The following is a 14,624-nucleotide window of genomic DNA, read 5'->3' on the forward strand; positions in this document are numbered from 1 at the left end:
AACCGCCCGCGGGTCTTCCCTCCCCCCTTAAGCGGGGGAGGAAGAATCCGGCAGCTCCCCCCCCGAACCCGGCGAGCCGGCCCCTCACCCCCGCCGCCCCACGTTCACGTAGCTCGCGGCCCCCAGCGTCATCGCCGCGAGGGTGAACCAGGTCAGCGCGTAGACGGGGTGGCTGTTGGGGAAGGCGACCACCGGCAGCCCGCCGACTGGCAGGCGACCATCCGCCGACGCATCCGCATCAGCGAAGTAGGGCGCGATGCCGGAGAGCCGCCGGGCCGCAGCGAGCGCGGCGGGCTCCACGCGCTGTGCTGGTTCCCCCACGCCGCGAAGACGCTGGGGGCCACGTTCTAGGTGAACGTGGAGCGGCGGAGGTGATGTGCCTGCTCGTCGTGTTGGGGGGGGGAGCTGCCGCATTCTCCCTCCCCCGCTTAAGGGGGGAGGGAAGACCCGCGGGCGGTTGAACCGGATGCGTGCGTCCGGCCGGCGTTCGACCGCTCAGCCCGCGTTGGCCTTCGGCGTCAGCTTCAGGATCCGTCCGTCCGGGCCGTCGGTGACGGCGTAGACCGCGCCGTCGGGGCCGACGCGCACGTCGCGGATGCGGGCGTCGAGGGGAACGCGCTCCTCGGTGACGACCTTGTCGCCGTCGCGCTTCAGCACCACGATCCCCTCGCTGACGAGGCCCCCGACGAGGAAGTCGTCCGTCCAGGCGGGAAACAGCGTGCCGGTGTAGAGCGCCATGCCCGACGGCCCGATCACCGGATCCCAGTAATAGACCGGCTGCACCGTGCCGGCGGCCTGGGTCACGCCCTCGCCGAGGGGCTCGCCGGAATACTCGATGCCGTAGGTGGCGACCGGCCAGCCGTAGTTGAGGCCGGGCCGCGGACGGTTGAGCTCGTCGCCGCCGCGGGGCCCGTGCTCCACGGTCCAGAGCCGGCCCTGGCCGTCGAGCGCCGCCGCCTGGACGTTGCGGTGGCCGTAGGACCAGATCTCGGGCTTGGCCTTGTCGCTGCCGTAGAACGGGTTGTCCTTGGGGGCTTGGCCGTCGGCGTCGATGCGGAACACCTTGCCGAGGCCGCTGGCGAGGTCCTGGGCCTGGACGCGCGTCGCCTTGTCGGAGCGCTCGCCCACGGTGACGAACAGCTTGCCGTCGGCGGCGAAGACCAGGCGCGAGCCGAAATGCTTGTCGCCGTCGTAAGTCGGCATCTGCCGGAAGACGACCTTCACGTCGTCGAGCTTCGCCCCGCCCTTGCCGTCCTGGACGAGCTTGGCCTTCGCCACGGTGGTGCCGTTGCCCTTGTCGCGGGGCTCGCTGTAGCTGAAGAACACCAGCCCGTCGGTGGCGAAGCCGGGGCTCAGGGCGATGTCGAGCAGGCCGCCCTGGCCGCGCGCGTCGACCTTCGGCACGCCGGCGATCGCCGGGCCGACGGTGCCGTCCTTGGACACGATCCGGATTTTTCCGGCCTTCTCGGTGACGATCATCCGGCCGTCCGGCAGGAACTCCATCGCCCACGGGCTCGCCAGCCCCTTCGCGACCGTCGCGACCTCGACCTTCGTGGCGTCCGCCGGCTTCGGGGCGCGGGTCTGGTTCGGCAGCAGCGGCTTGTAGCCGGTGTTCGGCGGGGCGGTCTCGGCGGGGGTGTCGCCGGCGCTCTTCGCCGCGGGCGCGCTGAAGGCGTCGCCCTCGATACGGGACGGCCGCTGGGCGGCGCTGTCCTCGGCGAAGGCACCCGGTGCCAGCGCGACCGCCGCCACGGTGGCGAGCGCGAGGGATCGGAAGCGCGGCACCTGCAAAAATCCTGTCACCGTCAAGAATCCTCCTGGATCGGGTCGGCCGCACGCGCGGCATCGGTCTGGCGTCCTCGGTCACATGGGGCGGGGGCGCCGCCAAAGCGAGCGCGGGACGGCCGGAGCCGCCGCGTCCGCTGCGCTGCGGACCGAATCGCCATGAACCGGGTGGGCAGCCGGCATGCGGTCCGGTCGACCGCCTTGACCGCAGCACGGCGGGTCGCCAATTCTTCCTTCACCGATCGGCGGGCGGCCTGCTGCAGGCGCTCGCGCGGTCCTTGAGAAGGGTATTTTCCGATGGCGACGGTGAAAGTGACCGACGCGAGCTTCGAGCAGGACGTCCTCAAGTCCGTCGAGCCCGTGGTCGTGGATTTCTGGGCGGAGTGGTGCGGTCCCTGCCGGCAGATCGGTCCGGCGCTCGAGGAGATCGCGTCCGACATGCAGGGCCGCGTGAAGATCGCGAAGGTGAACGTGGACGAGAATCCCGGCATCGCCTCGCAGTACGGCATCCGCTCGATCCCGACGCTGCTGCTGTTCAAGAACGGCGAGCGGGTCGATCAGAAGGTCGGCGCGGCGCCGAAGGGCGACCTGTCCCGCTGGATCAGCGCGCAGACCGCCAGCGCCTGACGCGGCGACCGATCAGGACGAGCCCGCCTCCTCACGGAGGCGGGCTTTTTCGTGCGCGTCGGTTTTTTCGGTGCGTCGGACGGTGCGCGCAAAAAGAAAGCCCGGCCGTGAGGCCGGGCTTTCTCGCGTTTCGAAACCCAATTCGAATGATCGGAGCCGACCCCGGGCTCTGAGCGGCCCGTGGGTCGGAGGTCGGATCCTAGTAGGAGCCGAACTTGTAGTTCAGGCCGGCGCGGACGACGGCGAACTCGGTGTCGTTGCGGCGGGCGACGTAGCCCGGAGCGAAGAACACGGCGCCGGCGGCGTTGGTGGCGTAAGCGCCGTTCAGACGGTTGTTCTGATCGAGGTTCACGTAGAGGGCTTCGACCTTCACCGTCACGGCCGACGAGCGGAAGAAGTTCAGGAACGAGTCGGTCGGGAGGGCGTACTCGACGCCGCCGCCGGCGGTCCAGCCGGTCCGGAAATCGTCACGGCTGCTGTTCGGCAGGCCGAACTCGCGGCCACCGCCGGCACCGTAGGCAAAGCCGCCGGTGCCGTAGAACAGGGCCTTGTCGACCGCGTAACCGATGCGGCCGCGCACGGTGCCGAAGAAGTCGAGGCTGGAGATGCCGTTCGGGCTGAACGCCTGGACGCCGGGCGCGAGGGCGAACCCGGGGGTGACGACGTAGCGGTTCCGGTTGCGGCCGAAGTCGACGTACTGGGCGTCCGCCTCGATACCGATCACGACGCCGGAGCCCGGGGTGAACTGGTAGTTGTAGCCGACCTGGCCACCGCCGGTGAACCCGTCGGTGGAGTTCGAGCCGCCGAAGGCGATCTGGGTCGGGACGGCGGCCGCGACGGCGGTGCCCGGAGCCACGTTCACGACGGTCGCGCCGGAGCGGTCGTTCGCATCGAAGCCGTAGCCGGCGTTGATACCGAAGTAGAAACCGGTCCAGGTGAAGACCGGCACCGGCGTGAACACCGGCGGAGGCGCGCGGCGCGGCAGGTCGGCGGCCGAAGCGGCGGCGGTGAGCGCCGTGAAGGCGGCCAATGACGTCAGAAGCGTTTTCATGTTTTTTTGATCCCCAGCGTGTTGCCCGATCGATGCTGAGGATAAGTGATTTCCCACGGCCAAGATGTAACATCCGGGCCACAGCTGCCTGGTGTCTGCATTGTTGCGCCGATCGCGTGTGCTGTGCAGCAAAATAAGTCTGAGGTTTACCGCAGATCAACGCAAGGTCAGGTCGGCGGCGTGCCGTTGGCGGTCAGGACGGCGCCGACGAGGTAGAGCGAGCCGCAGATCAGGATCCGCGGCGGCTGCTCGAAGGCGATGTCGGCGACCATGGTCAGCGCCGCCTCGATGCTCGGCGCGATCCGCGCGCTGAGGCCGACCTGGGTCGCGATCTCCTCGACCTCCTCGGCGGGCCGCGCCGCCATCGATCCGGCGATCGGCACCGCGATCAGCGCGCGCGCCAGCCCGACGAAGTGGCGCAGGAAGCCCTCCGCGTCCTTGGTGCCGAGCAGGCCGACGATCAGGACCAGCGGCACGTCGCTGCGCTCGCCGAGGTCGGCCAGCGCCGTCGCGAGGATGCGTCCGCCGTCGATGTTGTGGCCGCCGTCGAGCCAGAGCTCGGAGCCGGGCGGCACCAGGGCCGCCAGCCGTCCGCGGGCGAGGCGCTGCATCCGGCCCGGCCAGTCGACGTTGCGCAGGCCGGCTTCCACCGCGCCGACGCCGATGTCGCCAAAGCCCGCCGCCCGCAAAGCCGCGATGGCGGTGCCGGCATTGGTGAACTGGTGGCGGCCGACGAGCTTGGGGCGCGGCAGATCGAACAGGTCCGTCTCGTCCTGGTAGACGAGGCGGCCGCTGTCCTCGTGGACCGAGAAATCCTGGTTGCCGACCCAGACCGGCGTGGCGCCGACCGCCGCGGCGCGGCGGCACAGCACCGCGTCCGCCTCGGCGTAGTCCTGGGCCGCGATCACCGCCGGGCAGCCGCGCTTGAAGATGCCGGCCTTCTCGATCGCCACCAGCTCGACGGTGTCGCCGAGATACTCGGCGTGGTCGCGCCCGATCGGCGTGACGACCGCCGCCGCGACCGTGTCGATCACGTTGGTCGCGTCCACGCGGCCGCCCAAGCCCACCTCGAGCAGCAAGACGTCGGCCGGCGCCTCGGAGAACAGCAGCAGCGCCGCCGCGGTGGTGATCTCGAACACCGTGATCGGGTCGCCCGCGTTGGCGGCCTCGCAGCGCGCGAAGGCCTCGGCGAGCCGGTCCTCCGGGACGTAGTGGCCGCCGCCGATGCCGCCGAGCCGGATGCGCTCGTGGAAGCGCACGAGGTGGGGCGAGGTGTAGACGTGCGCGGCCAGGCCCCCGGCCTCCAGGATCGCCCGCATGAACGCGATGGTCGAGCCCTTGCCGTTGGTGCCGCCGACGTGGATCACGGGCGGCAGCCGGCGCTCGGGGTGGTTCAGGCGCGCGAGCAGGCTCTGGATCCGGCCGAGCGACAGGTCGATCGTGCGCGGGTGCAGGGCCAGGAATCGCGCCATCAGCGCATCGGAGGAATCCATAGGCGTGCGGCGCGTCAGGCGGGTTCGAGGATCGGTGCGGATGCGGCCGGCGCCGGCGCGGCGGGCGGGCTCACGTTCATCAGCAGGCCGCAGATCCGCACGATGGTGTCCTTCAGCGCGTGGCGGTGGACGACCTGATCGAGCATGCCATGCTCGAGCAGGTACTCGGCGCGCTGGAAGCCGTCGGGCAGCTTCTCCCGGATGGTCTGCTCGATGACGCGCGGGCCGGCGAAGCAGATCAAGGCGCCGGGCTCGGCCAGGTGCACGTCGCCGAGCATCGCGTAGGAGGCGGTGACGCCGCCGGTCGTCGGGTTGGTCAGCACGACGACGTAGGGAAGCCTTGCCGCGCGCAGGCGCCGGATCGCCACGGTGGTCCGCGGCATCTGCATCAGCGAGAGGATGCCCTCCTGCATCCGCGCGCCGCCCGAGGCCGCGAACATCACGTAGGGCGTGCGCTTCTCCAGCGCCGTCTCCGCGCCGCGGATGAAGGCCTCGCCCGCCGCCATCCCGAGCGAGCCGCCCATTAACGCGAAGTCCTGGACCGCCAGCGGCATCGGCTGGCCGCCGACCCGGCCGAACCCGACCTTGAACGCATCCTGCATCCCGGTCTTGGTGCGCGCCTCCTTGAGGCGGTCGGCGTAGCGCTTCTCGTCGCGGAACTTGAGCGGGTCGACGGCGACCTCCGGCAGCGGCACGTCGATCCAGGTGCCCTCGTCGAACATCATCTTGAGCCGCGCGCTCGCGCTCATCTTGAGATGGTGCTCGGAGCCGGGGATGACCCAGTGGTTCCCCTCGACTTCCTTGTGGAACACCATCTGCCCGGTATCCGGGCATTTCACCCAGAGGTTCTCGGGCGTCTCGCGCTTGAACAGGGTCTTGATCTTGGGGCGCACGACCTCCGAGATCCAGTTCATCGGTTCGACCATCATGAAGCGCCCGTCCGGTTCGATCGGGCCGACATCGTCGATCGGCCCCGCGTAGCTCAGGCTTGCATATCGGGGCCGGTGCCCCGGTCGGCCAGTGCCGTCGGCGTCAGGCCGCGCGGGCCGAGGCCGAGCGCACCCCGGCGGCGAGCTCGCGCACCAGCGTCGAGACCGCCTCGACGCTGCCGCCGGTGGCCTGGCCCGCGCCGTCGAGCGTCCGATGCAGCGCGTCGACGAGCGCCGAGCCGACGACGACGCCGTCGGCGCCCTTGGCGATGGCCGCGGCATGCGCCCCGGTCCTCACGCCGAAGCCGACCACCACCGGCAAGGCCGTGTGGCGGCGGATGCGCCCGACCGCGGTGCCGACCGCGGCGAAATCCGGCGTCGCCGTCCCGGTGATGCCGTTGATCGACACGTAGTAGACGAAGCCCGCGGTGTTCGCGAGCACGGCCGGCAGGCGGCGCTCGTCGGTGGTCGGCGTCGCCAGCCGGATGAAGGCGAGGCCTTTGGCCAAAGCCGGCAGGCAGAGCTCGTCGTCCTCCTCCGGCGGCAGGTCGACCACGATCAGCCCGTCGATGCCGGCCGCCGACGCGTCGTCGAGGAAGCGCGCGACGCCGTAGGTGTGGATCGGGTTGAAGTATCCCATCAGGATCACCGGCGTCTCGGCGTTGCCGGCGCGGAACCGGCGCACGAGGTCGAGCGTCTTCGCCACGCCCTGGCCGGCCTTGAGCGCCCGCAGGCCCGCGGCCTGGATCGCCGGGCCGTCGGCCATCGGGTCGGTGAAGGGAAGGCCGAACTCGACGATGTCGGCGCCCGACGCCGGCAGCGCCTCCAGCACCTTCAGCGAGGTCTCGGGATCGGGATCGCCCGCCATCACGTAGGTCACGAGGGCGGCGCGGCCTTCCGCGCGGCAGCGGGCGAAGGTGGCGTCGATGCGGGCGGCCATGGTGCCTGTCCGTTCCTGGTGTCGAAGAAGGAGATCGCGAAGGGATCGAGGAGCGATCAAGGGTTGGCGGACGGGATCGCCCGAGGGATTGGTGCCGCGCCTACACCATCGGCGGCGGCCCGTGAAGCGGAGGCGGTTTGGCGGCCCGTCCTCGCGTGCGCGAGGCGGCCGGGTGCGTATGCCTCGAAAGCGGGCATGGACGTTCGCGCGCCAGCCGCCTATTGTGCAGGCAGGCGGGAATACTTTGCACACTATTGTGGCAGATCAAGAAAAACCCTAGGTCTCGAATCACGGTCGCCAAAGATCGACAATCGAATCCGAGGACACGCCATGACCAATCCTTCCGAGATCAAGAACCGCTTCCACGCCAGCCTCGAGGCCTCCGAGGCCCGCGAGAACGGCTTCCGCAGCCGTCTGCTCGCCGAGGGCGCGCGCGCGCTCCAGCCGGTGCTCGGCGTCCTGACCCTGATGTCCGAGGTGCTCGACGAGCGCGACAACGTGCACGGCAGCATCACCGGCCTGGATTGCGCGATCGACAGGGAAGACTTCGTCACCCTGCGCGCGGTCCTCAGCGGCACCTCGCAGCCCGAGCAGCGGATCGTGATCAAGTACGGCCCCGAGCTCGGCGGCCGCAACCTGATCTCGGTCTCCGGCATCGGCCAGGCCTACGCCGAGAAGCTCGTCGCCAAGACCCATTGCGCCGCGAGCCTCGGCCGCTCGGTCGGCAGCGACCTGCAGCTCGACGTCGCCCGCGCCGAGGACCTCGCCGAGGTGGTGCGCGAGATGGTCGAGGCCTACTTCGTCGGCCAGGCCCAGGTGCCGGTGCAGCACCATGCCGGCGCCATCGAGGGCCACGCCCGCTACACCGTGCAGTGATCCCGCGCCGCAAGGCCCGCCCGACCTCCGCTCCGGCGACGGTTCCCCCGTCGCCGGAGCGTCGGCGCGTTCTATCTGCGTGACGACGCAGCGTGTCCCGGCCCCTGCCGGACCCGCGACCCCCTCACGCATCGCCCCGGTTCTCAGGGCGCACGGGACGCTCCGCATGGCTTCCATGACCACCCCCGTCTGGTTCATCACCGGCTGCTCCACCGGCTTCGGCCGCGACCTCGCCCGCGCCGTGCTCGCCCGCGGCTGGCGCGCGGTGGTGACGGCCCGCGACCTCGGCCGCGTCGCCGACCTCGCCGAATCGTCCGGCGACCGCGCCCTCGCGCTCGCCCTCGACGTCACCGACCAGGGCCAGGTCGACGCCGCGGTCGCAGCCGCCCACGCGGCGTTCGGCCAGGTCGACGTGCTCGTGAACAATGCCGGCTACGGCTACCAGGCCTCGGTGGAGGAGGGGGTCGAGGCCGAGATCCGCGCGCAGTTCGACGCCAACGTGTTCGGCCTGTTCGCGCTGACCCGCGCGGTGCTGCCCGGGATGCGGGCGCGGCGCAGCGGCCGCATCCTCAACATCACCTCGGTGGCCGGCTTCATCGGGTTTCCCGCGTCCGGCTACTATTCGGCGAGCAAGCACGCGGTCGAGGGCTGGTCGGACGCGCTCGCCGCCGAGACCGCGCCGCTCGGCATCAAGGTGACCTGCATCGAGCCGGGCCCGTTCCGCACAGACTGGGCCGGGCGCTCGCTGAAGCAGACGCCGAGCGCGATCGCCGATTACGCCGAGACCGCCGGCGCCCGCCTCACGGCGACGTCCGAGAAGAGCGGCACCCAGGCCGGCGATCCGGCCCGCGCCGCGGAGGCGATGATCCATGTCGCCGAGATCGAAGATCCGCCGCGCCACCTCGTCCTCGGCGCCTGGGGCTACGATGCGGTGACCGCGAAGCTGAAGGCGCGGCTCGCCGAGATCGAGGCCTGGCGCGAGACCAGCCTCGGGGCGGATTTCCCGGGGGGCTGACGCGGTCTCGCGTCCATTGGCGCAACCTCCGGTTAAGCGCCCTTGCAAACCCATCGTTCAGCCTCTGCTGCGATGGTCGCTCCGCCCGGACGCGTCACGCCGGGGGAGATCCGCATGGACCCCAGGGACCTCGTCGTCGCGCTCGCGCTCCTCGTCGCCATCGCCAGCCTCGCCTTCGCCTGGGCGCGGCGCGGGCGGGCGGGCGCCCTGGACGACGCCGAAGACCTCCACGACCGGATCTGGCAGGTCTCCGAGAGCGAGGACCGCTACCGCGCCCTGGTCGAGGCCACGACCGACGTGATCGTCCAGCGCGACGCGGCCGGCCGCATCACCTTCGCCAACGAAGGCTACGCCGCGCTGTTCGACCGGACGCCGCTCGCGATGATCGGCGCGACCCTCGATCTCCAGGTGCTCGAGACCGCCGGCGCCGAGACCGGCCCGGACGGCGTGCGCCGGAGCGAGGCGCGGGTGATGCCGGCCGACGGCGTGCCGCGCTGGTTCGCCTTCGTCGAGGTGCCCGTCGCCCGCGGATCCGAGCCGATCCAGTGGCTGCGGGCCGGCCGCGACGTCACCGGCCGGGTCGAATCGGCCCGCGCCCTCGACGTGGCGCTGTCGCGCGCCGAATCGGCTAGCGTCGCCAAATCGCGCTTCCTCGCCACCGTCAGCCACGAGTTCCGCACGCCGCTCAACGGCATCCTCGGCATGGCCGACCTCGTCCTCGACACGAGCCTCGACGGCGAGCAGCGCACCTACGTCCAGGCGGTGCGCACCAGCGGGCAGGCGCTGCTGGCGCTGATCGACGGCATCCTCGACTTCTCCCGCATCGAGGCCGGCCGCATCGACCTCGCCGCCGAGCCGTTCGATGTCTCCGCCACCGCCGAGGCGGTGGTCGAGCTGCTGGCGCCGCGCGCCCAGGACAAGGGCATCGAGATCGCCCTCGACGTCGCCGACGGCGTGCCGGGCCTGGTGATCGGCGACGGCGACCGGGTGCGGCAGATCCTGGTCAATCTCGTCGGCAACGCGGTGAAGTTTACGCAGGGCGGCGGCGTCGGCGTCAGCGTGGCGCAGGCCGACGGCGCGATCGTGCTCGCGGTCGCCGATACCGGGCCGGGCATCGCCGACGACCGGGTCGGATCGCTGTTCGAGGAGTTCGAGCAGGGCGACGGCAGCGCCAGCCGCAGCCACGAGGGCACCGGCCTTGGCCTCGCCATCACCCGCCGCCTCGTCCTGCGGATGGGCGGGCGGATCGAGGCGGAATCGAAGCTCGGGCGCGGCTCGACCTTCCGCGTCGTGCTGCCGCTGCCGGCGGCCGAGCATCAGCCCGCCGCCGTGCCGCGCCCGGTGCTCGCCGCGCGCAAGGTGCTGATCGTCGCCGATTCGCCGTTCCAGGCCCCGTTCCTCGCGCGCAACCTCGCCCGCACCGGCGCGTCCGCGGTGGTGATGCCGAACCTCAAGGACGGGCTCGATGCGCTCGCCGGCGTCGGCTTCGACGCGGTGATCGCCGACCGCGCGCTCGGCGACGACGCCGTGCGGCGCCTCGCCGACCAGGCCAAGGCCTGCGGCGTGCGCTGCAGCCTCGTCCTGCTCTCGCCGTTCGACCGGCGCGAATTCGGCGCGCCGAATGCGGCCGGGTTCGACACCTACCTGATCAAGCCGGTGCGCGCCCGCTCGCTGTTCGACCGCCTGCTCGCGCCCACCCCGCCGGCCGAGCCCGCGCCCGAAGCGGCCAACGCCGCGCCCGTGCGCGCGGGCACGGGCCTGCGCGTGCTGCTGGCCGAGGACAACCCGATCAACGCGCTCCTGGCGACCAAGGCCCTGGAGCGCCTCGGCGCCGAGGTGGTGCACGCGGCCGACGGTCTCGAGGCCCTGGCCCGCCTCGCGGAGGGCGGCACGTTCGACCTCGCCCTGATCGACATCCGCATGCCGAATTGCGACGGCCACGAGACCGCCCGCCGCATCCGCGCCGCCGAAGCCCGCGGCAAGGGCGGCCGGCTCCACCTGGTCGCGCTGACCGCCAACGCGGGCCGCGAGGACGAGAAGGCCGCGCGCCGGGCCGGCTTCGACGGGTTCCTGGCCAAGCCCCTCGACCTCAAGCTCCTGCCCGGCCTGCTCGAGCGGCGCGTCGCGCGAGCGGCTTGACGGACGCGTCCCCCCGCGCGAACACCGTCGCCATGCCTTCCGACACGCCCGCCAACCTGCCCGCCGACCCGCACCCGACGTCCCGCGACCCCGGCGGCCTGGCCGCCTGGGGCATCGCCGCCCTTGTGGCGGCGACGGTGCTGCTCGGCGTGCTCCTGCCCAACCGCGCCTCCCACGGCCCGGCCTCGCCGGCCGACGACGCGACCTGCGCCGAATGGGGCGACGGCTGCCGCGTCTGCCGGCGGCTCGCCGACGGGCCGGCCTGCTCGCTGCCGGGCATCGCCTGCACGCCCGGCCCGCTGCAGTGCCTGCATCGCGTCGGCGGTTGAGGCCGGAGGTCGAGCCGCGGCCCGTCTTCCGCTTCGCCCCGAGCCCGAACGGCCGGCTGCATCTCGGCCACGCCTATTCCGCGCTGCTCAACGCCGTGCTCGCGTCCCGCACCGGCGGCCGCCTGCTGCTGCGGATCGAGGACATCGACCCGACCCGCTCGCGACCCGAGCTGATCGACGCGATCGGCGCCGACCTCGCCTGGCTCGGGCTCGTCTTCGACCCACCCGTCCGCCGCCAGTCGCAGCACATGCCGGACTATCGCGCCGCCCGCGACGGGCTGATCGCGCGGGGCCTGGCCTATCCCTGCTTCTGCACCCGCGGCGACATCCGTGCCGCCGCCGGCGGCAATGCCGCGCGCGACCCGGACGGCGCGCCGCTCTATCCCGGCACCTGCCGGGCGCTCGATCCTGAGACCGCCGCCGCCCGTCGCGCCGCCGGCGAGCCGCACGCCTGGCGGCTCGACATGGCCCGGGCGATCGGGCAGGCGCCGGGCCCCCATGTTTATACGAACCTGGCGCTTCTCCCTCCCCCCGACGGATCTCGGGCTTGCCCGGGATCCGCACCTTGCGTGCCCAAGTCGGGCAGGACCGACTTGGGTGCGGGGGAGGGTGGGCCTCGCGTCGGCGAGGGTCGGGAGAGGGGAGCGCCCTTTCAGGCATCGTCGCTTCCCTCTCCCGACCCGCTTCAGGGGGGAGGGGAGGGCGCGTTTCACGAGATGGTCCGGGTCGTTGATCCCGCCCGCTGGGGCGATGCCGTGATCGCCCGCCGCGACGTGCCGACGAGCTACCACCTCGCCGTCGTGGTCGACGACGCGCATCAGGGCGTCACCCACGTGGTCCGCGGCCGCGACCTCGAGGCGGCGACAGACCTGCACGTCCTGCTCCAGGCGCTCCTCGGCCTTCCGACCCCGCGCTACCACCATCACGCCCTGGTCCTCGGCCCGGACGGGGGCAAGCTCGCGAAGTCGAAGGGCTCGGAAAGCCTCGCCGACCGTCGCGCGCGGGGCGAAACACCGGAGACGATCCGCGCGGCGCTCGGCTTCGCCTGAAGCGCCGGCTCGCCGCGGGAAGGCCGCCTCAGCGCACCGCCGCGTCGCGCTGCGCCATCGCGGTGGCGCTCTTCGACTTCTGCATCACCGCGTCGATCTGCTCGCGCTGGCGCTTGAACTCGGCGAGCATCCGCCCGTCGAGCTCGCGCCCGCGCGGCACGCGGATCTTCATCGGGTCGACGAAGTGGCCGTTGATGATCACCTCGTAGTGCAGGTGCGCGCCGGTGGAGAGCCCGGTGGAGCCGACATAGCCGATCACCTGGCCCTGCCGCACCCGCGCACCTTCGGTGACGCCACGCCCGAACCGCGACATGTGGTTGTAGGTGGTGACGTAGCCGTTGATGTGCTGGATCTCGACCCGGCGTCCGTAGCCCGAGGTCATCTCGGCCCGGATCACGGTGCCGTTGCCGGCCGCCACGATCGGCGTGCCGATCGGATTCGACCAGTCGACGCCGGTGTGGAGCTTGGCATAGCCGAGCACCGGGTGGCGGCGGTAGCCGAAGCCCGAGCGCATGATCCCGTCGGCGATCGGCTTGCGGATCAGGAACTTCTTGAGCGAGCGGCCCTGGTCGTCGAGGTAGTCGATCGAGCCGTCGTCGGGCGACTGGAAGCGGTAGACCTTGCGGCTCTCGCCGCCGAGGTTGAGCGAGGCGTAGAGCAGGTCCGGCCGGTCGGCGCTGGCGCCGGCATCCTCGTCGTAGGTGTAGAACACGTCGAGGCCGTCGCCGGCCGAGATCCGCCGCTGGAAGTCGAGATCGTAGCTGAACACCCGCACGATGTCCTCGACGGTCGCCCGCGGCAGGTCGTGCCGGGCCGCGGTCTCGTAGAGGCTCTGGTAGAGGCGCGGGCCCGAGCCGCCGTCCTCGTCCTCGTCCTCCGAATTCTCGGCGCTCGCGGCGGGCTTCTGCGAGGGCGTGTCCTCGGGCGGCGGGGCCACCGAGACGAAGGCCCCGCGGTCGTTGATCGCGGCGATCCCCTCGATCCCGCCCTCGCCGTAGAGCACCACGCGGGTCACCTGCCGCGGATCGCCCGGCTTCGCGCCCGGCGCGATCTGGAGCCGGAACTGCTGGCCCTCGGCCAGCGCGCCGGTCTTGGCCTTGCCGCCGAGCGCCGTGACGATGCCGCGGATCTGGTCCTCGGAGGCGAAGCCGGTGGCGCGCACCACCGCCTCCAGCGTGTCGCCGCGCTTCAGGGCGAGGTCGCGCTCCTCGACGATCGGCGTCTCGTTGGGGCGCAGCTCGACCTTGGCGAGCTTGGTCACGTTCTCGGGGACGACCAGCACCTCGATCGACTTGAACGGGTTGCCGTCGGCGGCATTGCCGGCCTTGGGGCCGCCGTCCTTGGCCCCGCCGTCGAAGTCGGGTGCCGTCGCGCCCTGGAGCGTGCGCGACAGGAGGATCTGCGGCGCGATCGGGATCGCGGTGCGCCGGCCGGCCTCCGCGGTGCTGCGGCGCTCCTCCTCGACCTGCGCCGTCACGTCGTCGTCCGACAGCGCGGCCGCCCCGGCCTCGACCGCCGCGTCGACGAGGTCGCGCTTGACCACGCTGACCTCGGCGCCCGGCGCGTCGGCGGAGCCGGCATCGGCGGCGCGCTCGAGCGGCTCGTCGGACACGAACTTCATCGGATCGAATTTCGGGATGTCGCCGGCGAACACCCCGGTCGACATCGAGAGCGCGGTGGTGATCCGGACGAAGGGCCGGACCTTGATGATCTCGCGATCGCCGAGCCGCACCGTCACCGGGGAGCGGAAGCTCTGCTTGGCCGAGGCGATCATGAGGTTGCGCACGAGCCGGTCGCCCTTGCGCGCGAGATTGGCGCCGCCCTCGCTCGGCTGCGGCCGGGCGGGGATGCTCACCCGCTCGGGGATCGCGGCGAAGGAGGCCTCGCCCTGCAGCGAGACGTGGAGCGCCGCGCCGATCAGCGCGGCCCCGGTCAGGCCGGTGAGGGCGGAGGCGCAGAGCCAGCGCAGGTTCACCTCGCGCCGATCGATGCGCGTCGCATCCGATCCGAGCAGGTCGAGGGCGGGCTGGATCCCGTGGGCGTAGCCCGGCAGGGTCCGCGGGCCGCTGGCCTCGCCGATCTTTAGACGGTCGCGGTTCACCAAGAGCGCCTTGTCGGAGGAGGGCGGCATCGCAGCCACCAGGACATCAGCATGTCGAAGGGCAGCATGTCGAGATTGAGGCGCCGCGCGCGCGAGCGCGTTTCCCCTCCCTCCGGTCGAGCGGATCCCCTTCCCCCCGAAACGCCGAACGCACCCGTCTCGGGATCGCTGGAGGGCCTTTCGGGCGGCCTGTCGTGGTTCTGTCGTCGAAATCGGAGAAAGTTCCGTTTTGGCTGTTGACGGGCTGCTGGGTGGTCCGTATACCCCTGTTCATCGAGACGGGGCGGCGG

The 14,624-nt window shown here is 71.9% G+C and carries 13 protein-coding genes; 6 read left to right on the forward strand and 7 right to left on the reverse strand.

The features are described 5' to 3' along the window. Nucleotides 1–84: 84 nt before the first annotated feature. Together MKK68_RS29485 and MKK68_RS12380 are read right to left on the reverse strand one after the other, a co-directional pair. A complete protein-coding gene (locus MKK68_RS29485; RefSeq protein ID WP_279605325.1) occupies nt 85–414 on the reverse strand; it encodes an SURF1 family cytochrome oxidase biogenesis protein in 330 nt (109 codons plus the stop codon). A gap of 81 nt (nt 415–495) precedes the next feature. Beyond that, on the reverse strand, nt 496–1,785 hold the full coding sequence (locus MKK68_RS12380; protein WP_147728407.1) for a PQQ-dependent sugar dehydrogenase: 1,290 nt from the start codon (nt 1,783–1,785) through the stop codon (nt 496–498). A 297-nt stretch (nt 1,786–2,082) separates the two neighbouring features. On the opposite strand from MKK68_RS12380, the gene trxA reads away from it, so the two are divergent. Beyond that, on the forward strand, nt 2,083–2,412 hold the full coding sequence (gene trxA, locus MKK68_RS12385; RefSeq protein ID WP_147751865.1) for a thioredoxin: 330 nt from the start codon (nt 2,083–2,085) through the stop codon (nt 2,410–2,412). Between the two features lie 199 nt (nt 2,413–2,611). On the opposite strand, the gene MKK68_RS12390 is transcribed toward trxA, so the two are convergent. From MKK68_RS12390 to trpA, 4 genes are all read right to left on the reverse strand, one after another. After that, a complete protein-coding gene (locus MKK68_RS12390; protein ID WP_147728404.1) occupies nt 2,612–3,463 on the reverse strand; it encodes an outer membrane protein in 852 nt (283 codons plus the stop codon). 167 nt (nt 3,464–3,630) lie between these two features. Further along, the gene (locus tag MKK68_RS12395) at nt 3,631–4,956 is read right to left on the reverse strand and encodes a bifunctional folylpolyglutamate synthase/dihydrofolate synthase (RefSeq protein ID WP_147728403.1); all 1,326 of its coding nucleotides are present in this window, start codon (nt 4,954–4,956) and stop codon (nt 3,631–3,633) included. A gap of 14 nt (nt 4,957–4,970) precedes the next feature. Next, nucleotides 4,971–5,882 carry an acetyl-CoA carboxylase, carboxyltransferase subunit beta gene (gene accD / locus MKK68_RS12400; RefSeq protein WP_244030527.1) on the reverse strand — a complete coding sequence of 304 codons (912 nt, stop codon included), beginning with the start codon at nt 5,880–5,882 and terminating at the stop codon, nt 4,971–4,973. Nucleotides 5,883–5,988: 106 nt separating this feature from the next. Beyond that, the gene (gene trpA, locus MKK68_RS12405) at nt 5,989–6,825 is read right to left on the reverse strand and encodes a tryptophan synthase subunit alpha (RefSeq protein WP_243937627.1); all 837 of its coding nucleotides are present in this window, start codon (nt 6,823–6,825) and stop codon (nt 5,989–5,991) included. A gap of 330 nt (nt 6,826–7,155) precedes the next feature. Here trpA and MKK68_RS12410 point away from each other — a divergent pair, with 330 nt between their 5' ends. The 5 genes from MKK68_RS12410 (at nt 7,156) to MKK68_RS12430 (ending at nt 12,233) form a co-directional block, all read left to right on the forward strand. Beyond that, nucleotides 7,156–7,701 carry a hypothetical protein gene (locus tag MKK68_RS12410; protein ID WP_244030517.1) on the forward strand — a complete coding sequence of 182 codons (546 nt, stop codon included), beginning with the start codon at nt 7,156–7,158 and terminating at the stop codon, nt 7,699–7,701. A gap of 166 nt (nt 7,702–7,867) precedes the next feature. After that, nucleotides 7,868–8,716 carry an oxidoreductase gene (locus tag MKK68_RS12415; protein WP_147860125.1) on the forward strand — a complete coding sequence of 283 codons (849 nt, stop codon included), beginning with the start codon at nt 7,868–7,870 and terminating at the stop codon, nt 8,714–8,716. Nucleotides 8,717–8,830: 114 nt separating this feature from the next. Next, a complete protein-coding gene (locus tag MKK68_RS12420; protein ID WP_147860126.1) occupies nt 8,831–10,855 on the forward strand; it encodes an ATP-binding protein in 2,025 nt (674 codons plus the stop codon). A 32-nt stretch (nt 10,856–10,887) separates the two neighbouring features. Beyond that, complete coding sequence (locus tag MKK68_RS12425; RefSeq protein ID WP_244030518.1) at nt 10,888–11,184, forward strand: hypothetical protein; 297 nt, start codon at nt 10,888–10,890, stop codon at nt 11,182–11,184. Further along, complete coding sequence (locus MKK68_RS12430; RefSeq protein WP_244030525.1) at nt 11,160–12,233, forward strand: glutamate--tRNA ligase family protein; 1,074 nt, start codon at nt 11,160–11,162, stop codon at nt 12,231–12,233. Before MKK68_RS12425 ends, MKK68_RS12430 begins: the two co-directional genes overlap by 25 nt. Before the next feature lie 28 nt (nt 12,234–12,261). On the opposite strand, the gene MKK68_RS12435 is transcribed toward MKK68_RS12430, so the two are convergent. After that, nucleotides 12,262–14,334, reverse strand: a complete 2,073-nt coding sequence (locus MKK68_RS12435; RefSeq protein ID WP_244030529.1) for a M23 family metallopeptidase — start codon at nt 14,332–14,334, stop codon at nt 12,262–12,264. Nucleotides 14,335–14,624: the final 290 nt, after the last annotated feature.

This window comes from Methylobacterium sp. E-016 (assembly GCF_022829745.1).
Lineage (GTDB): Bacteria > Pseudomonadota > Alphaproteobacteria > Rhizobiales > Beijerinckiaceae > Methylobacterium.

Coding starts and splice junctions, on each gene's coding strand:
- MKK68_RS12420 (WP_147860126.1), top strand. CDS start 8,831: ATGGACCCCAGGGACCTCGTCGTCGCGCTCGCGCTCCTCGTCGCCATC.
- MKK68_RS12415 (WP_147860125.1), top strand. CDS start 7,868: ATGGCTTCCATGACCACCCCCGTCTGGTTCATCACCGGCTGCTCCACC.
- trxA (WP_147751865.1), top strand. CDS start 2,083: ATGGCGACGGTGAAAGTGACCGACGCGAGCTTCGAGCAGGACGTCCTC.
- MKK68_RS29485 (WP_279605325.1), bottom strand. CDS start 414: ATGCGGCAGCTCCCCCCCCCAACACGACGAGCAGGCACATCACCTCCG.
- MKK68_RS12395 (WP_147728403.1), bottom strand. CDS start 4,956: ATGGATTCCTCCGATGCGCTGATGGCGCGATTCCTGGCCCTGCACCCG.
- trpA (WP_243937627.1), bottom strand. CDS start 6,825: ATGGCCGCCCGCATCGACGCCACCTTCGCCCGCTGCCGCGCGGAAGGC.
- MKK68_RS12425 (WP_244030518.1), top strand. CDS start 10,888: ATGCCTTCCGACACGCCCGCCAACCTGCCCGCCGACCCGCACCCGACG.
- accD (WP_244030527.1), bottom strand. CDS start 5,882: ATGGTCGAACCGATGAACTGGATCTCGGAGGTCGTGCGCCCCAAGATC.
- MKK68_RS12390 (WP_147728404.1), bottom strand. CDS start 3,463: ATGAAAACGCTTCTGACGTCATTGGCCGCCTTCACGGCGCTCACCGCC.
- MKK68_RS12410 (WP_244030517.1), top strand. CDS start 7,156: ATGACCAATCCTTCCGAGATCAAGAACCGCTTCCACGCCAGCCTCGAG.